This window comes from Bacteroides pyogenes DSM 20611 = JCM 6294, assembly GCF_000428105.1.
In the GTDB taxonomy this organism is placed as follows: Bacteria; Bacteroidota; Bacteroidia; order Bacteroidales; family Bacteroidaceae; genus Bacteroides; species Bacteroides pyogenes.
Genome location: NZ_ATZH01000067.1, coordinates 1 through 3,505 on the forward strand (window position 1 = coordinate 1; position 3,505 = coordinate 3,505).

General features: G+C 44.0%; 7 protein-coding genes. All 7 read right to left on the minus strand.

Annotated elements, in window-relative coordinates; all coding sequences use genetic code 11:
- On the minus strand, positions 1–140 hold a 140-nt coding region (locus C234_RS16480; protein WP_211231533.1), incomplete at its 3' end, for a ParA family protein.
- A gap of 153 nt (positions 141–293) precedes the next feature.
- Complete coding sequence (locus C234_RS17605; protein WP_148295245.1) at positions 294–461, minus strand: ribonuclease P; 168 nt, start codon at positions 459–461, stop codon at positions 294–296.
- Between the two features lie 56 nt (positions 462–517).
- Positions 518–1,099: a hypothetical protein gene (locus C234_RS0112780; RefSeq protein ID WP_027326080.1), complete on the minus strand. Its 582-nt coding sequence runs from the start codon at positions 1,097–1,099 to the stop codon at positions 518–520.
- Between the two features lie 53 nt (positions 1,100–1,152).
- Positions 1,153–1,398, minus strand: a complete 246-nt coding sequence (locus C234_RS0112785) for a DUF6956 domain-containing protein (RefSeq protein ID WP_027326081.1) — start codon at positions 1,396–1,398, stop codon at positions 1,153–1,155.
- Complete coding sequence (locus C234_RS0112790; RefSeq protein WP_027326082.1) at positions 1,395–1,616, minus strand: DUF3873 domain-containing protein; 222 nt, start codon at positions 1,614–1,616, stop codon at positions 1,395–1,397. Before C234_RS0112790 ends, C234_RS0112785 begins: the two co-directional genes overlap by 4 nt.
- Positions 1,617–1,635: 19 nt before the next feature.
- Positions 1,636–1,986, minus strand: a complete 351-nt coding sequence (locus C234_RS0112795; protein ID WP_027326083.1) for a hypothetical protein — start codon at positions 1,984–1,986, stop codon at positions 1,636–1,638.
- Between the two features lie 320 nt (positions 1,987–2,306).
- Complete coding sequence (locus C234_RS0112805) at positions 2,307–2,684, minus strand: single-stranded DNA-binding protein (RefSeq protein WP_027326084.1); 378 nt, start codon at positions 2,682–2,684, stop codon at positions 2,307–2,309.
- Positions 2,685–3,505 lie beyond the last annotated feature (821 nt).

Here is a 3,505-nt window from a genome sequence, read left to right on the forward strand (position 1 = left end):
GTGAGATTAGCCTGTCCATCGAGGTCGATGAGCAGGACTTTCTTTCCCATTTGCGCCATGCAAGCCCCGATAGAGGCTGTGGAAGTGGTCTTTGACACCCCTCCTTTGTGGTTGGCGAACGTAATGATTTTCTGTTTCATACTTATTTCCATTATGTATATATGTATAAATGTGTACAACTATACAAGGCTACGTGGCTACTTGTATTAACGTGTACAAAGTTACTGACGTTACTTGGGTTAGCCTTGTCACTTCTCCTGACAGCCTTTATAGTCAGGAGAAGTGTTAGGTCGTCAGAGTATAAACACCTCGTCTCTGAGTACTGTCACCTCTGCACCGCTGCTCACTTGTACAAGCAGTTCCTTGCCATAATCTTCAATGATTGTAGCAAAGCGGCAGCCTTTCCATGGGGTTCCCAGTTCGCAAGACTCTCCCAATAATTCTGATTCATATTCGTACATATTCTGTGTAGGTTTAATGCGAGAGCACAAGGCTTGCTCATGCTCTCGCTTGTTTCTTATTCAAAAGTGAAGACCCGAATATAGAAGTAGGTTTCTTCATTCTCATACTCATACTCGTTGATGAAGTCAACCATCTGTCCCTCTGTGCGTTCTCCTTGTTCGATTCCGGTCTTTGATACCCATTCGTTGATAGCATCCTTCACCGTATCGTAAACGTCATCATAAGCGTCCTCAAATGGTTTGCCGTTTGAGCTGACACAACACTCTTCGGGGAAAAAAGAGCCTTCATCATGGACGTAGTAAACTTCGCATCCACATTCACAAACTCGGTAACTGATAGAGAGTTCATCGTGTAGATGATGGTTTATCTCCTCAAAGAGTTCGGTACACGCATCCCATGCGCTTTCTGTCTCAAACGAGAGAAGAGTATTCTCGTCATCTTCCTCATACTCTGCCCAATAGATATGCCCTCTGACGCTGATTTGCTTTGCTCCGTAGTCGATGCCATAGAAGTCTGCCAATTCGTTCAGCCATACATTCTTGGTGTTCACATTCATGCCCTGCAGGGTCTTCCAAAGGTCGCTCACAGCCTTGCGAGAACCTGTCACCTTGTAGGTGGTAGTTGCTTGATTTGCCATAACTGTCTATTTGTTTATTGTGAAATGTGGGCGGTAGATGCACCGCCACACTATTAGTATTCTGCTATTACTGCGAAGGTGGCATGATGTTCAAGCCATTCTCTTACGCATTCCATATTATACTCGCTTGTGATGACTGCCGTTTGTTCGTCTATTGCGGTGAAACGTGTGCTTTCGTAATCGTCAATCCATTCTTTCAGATTGCCAACTCCCAAATAAGCCACATCGTTAAAGACTTCATCTATTACTGCAATGGGCGAGTTGAACCTGACAATAAGTGTCTTGTAAGAAGTAATCATCTTGTTCCCTCCTTCCTTTTCATCCATTCGTCACGCTTCTTCCGGCACTCTTCAAGCGTTGCGCATACGCAAGAGAAGAGTTCTCCGTCCGCATGTCGGTAGTCATATTGTACAAGTGTACGTCTCTTTCTGCCTATGCCCGACTGATATTTCTCGTATTTCTCAGCACCTGCGATGGTGCAGGTGCTTACTCCATTGATAGTCATTTTCTGTTCCATATCTGAATTGATAAAATTGTTACCATTCTGTGTAATAACTCTGGTCGTTGCTTTCGCATTCTTCTGCCCACTCTTCATCTGTGAAATCACTATGTAAGCAATCCTCGCTGCAATAGTAGGCTACTCCCATATCCATACAATAGCCTTCACGCATGAGTTTGCCGCACTCTGAGCATCTACGGCAGGCTCTGTCAGTGTCCCACCAATAATCCACAAAGGACTCAGCAATTACGTCTTCGCTTGTATTCTCGTCCCACTTGTCACGGTAGAAGTCCGCAAACTTGTTCAACTCATCCTTGCTGAAAAGTTCCTGGTCTGTGCCACTAACACCCTTGGTCAGTCGGCTCAAAATCGATTCTCTTGTCGTCATATTGAAATTGTTTTTTCTCCCTTTTGTAGATCAACTACTTCGGGAATGGTTAAAAATTATGTTGCTTTCAGAAGGTGTTACGGCTATCTTGGCAAGGTTTTGATGCAAAATACTACCCGAAAGGTGTGGAGATTTTCCATCAAAGCGGGCAGCCTTGACCTTGCAGGAGATGAGACGTAACCATTACCTTCGCAACAGAATTTCTACCGATTCCCAGAAGTCGATGTATGGCAATCATTATAACAGGAGTACCCATTCGGCAAAGAAAAGGAGATGCAAAAAAAAGCGACCCGAAGGCCGCTCTTTGATGACGAGAAGGGTTATTTGCCCTTCTTTGTCTTGCTCTCCTGTGGAGCAGGAGTTTCTTCTTTCTCCACAGCTTCGTAGAACTTGGTTGCAACGAGAACCACACGGTTGTGCTTGACTCCATCGGCATCCTGCCATTCCTCAGGCTTGAAGTAGCCTTCTACCGTAAGGAGAGTTCCCTTTACAAGGCGATCGAAGGAAGAGGTGTTCTCGTTTTTGCGCCATGCCTCTACATTCATGAAGGCTGATGTGCGGTTTGTTTCCTCGCCATTCTTCTCAGTACGGCTGATGGCCAGTGAGAAACGTGCAACGCTTGCTGTTGAGAACTGATGGATGCTTGCATCCTTACCTACGAAACCGCTTACTACGAAAGAATTTTCAATCTTTTTCATAACTTTGATATTTTAGAAGTGAAACATTTATTTTTTACGTTGCTATCAGAGTTGGCAAGGAAAGCAGGCAAGCAAGGAATTACCGAATTATTTCACCTTGGCACAGAAAAGTTTTTTGGATGATGTCAGACGAAAAAGTTTTTGAAATAATTCAGGTAATAAGGCACTGGTACTTGATACAATGCGGCTTGCACTAACTTTGCGACGGAAAAAGTAAGTGTGTCTGCTTCGTCCAAAATAAGAAGTGGAGAAAAGTGCAGAAAATCAAGTAGTCGGTGTTAGGTAAAGGAAACAGGTATCTATATCAGATAAACAAGCGATGCACAAACATCGTGCCGATAGCCGTTGAAGTATGGTCGGAAACTGAGCAACAGCATGAAGAACTTGGGGATGCAAATACGATGAAAAAGACGGAGAACGCACAAGGAAGGGAACAGAAGGAAGGCACATCTGGGGATTAGGGTGTCGAGAGTAAACGCAATACGATTCTCGCAACGATTCACAGAAGCTAAAGAAAGAGGTAATTCAGCAAGGAGAAAAAAGAAGGACTGACCCAGCCGTCAATGAGCAGACATCAGGCTCAATTTATGGCATGTAAGTTTAAGTTTAGAATTACCCATGTATATATACATGTTTTCAACACAATGAAAAGTCCGCCACAGGCTATTCCTGATGGCGGACGAGAACTCGAACTTTTTAATTCATTCAGAGACGAATGAATAGACCACGTTAAAACAGGATTCCGATACCTTCATGGTGGTAATGACCATAGACCTATCCTCGGTGGTGAAACAGTATTGGTAGGAAGTTTCATCGGATGC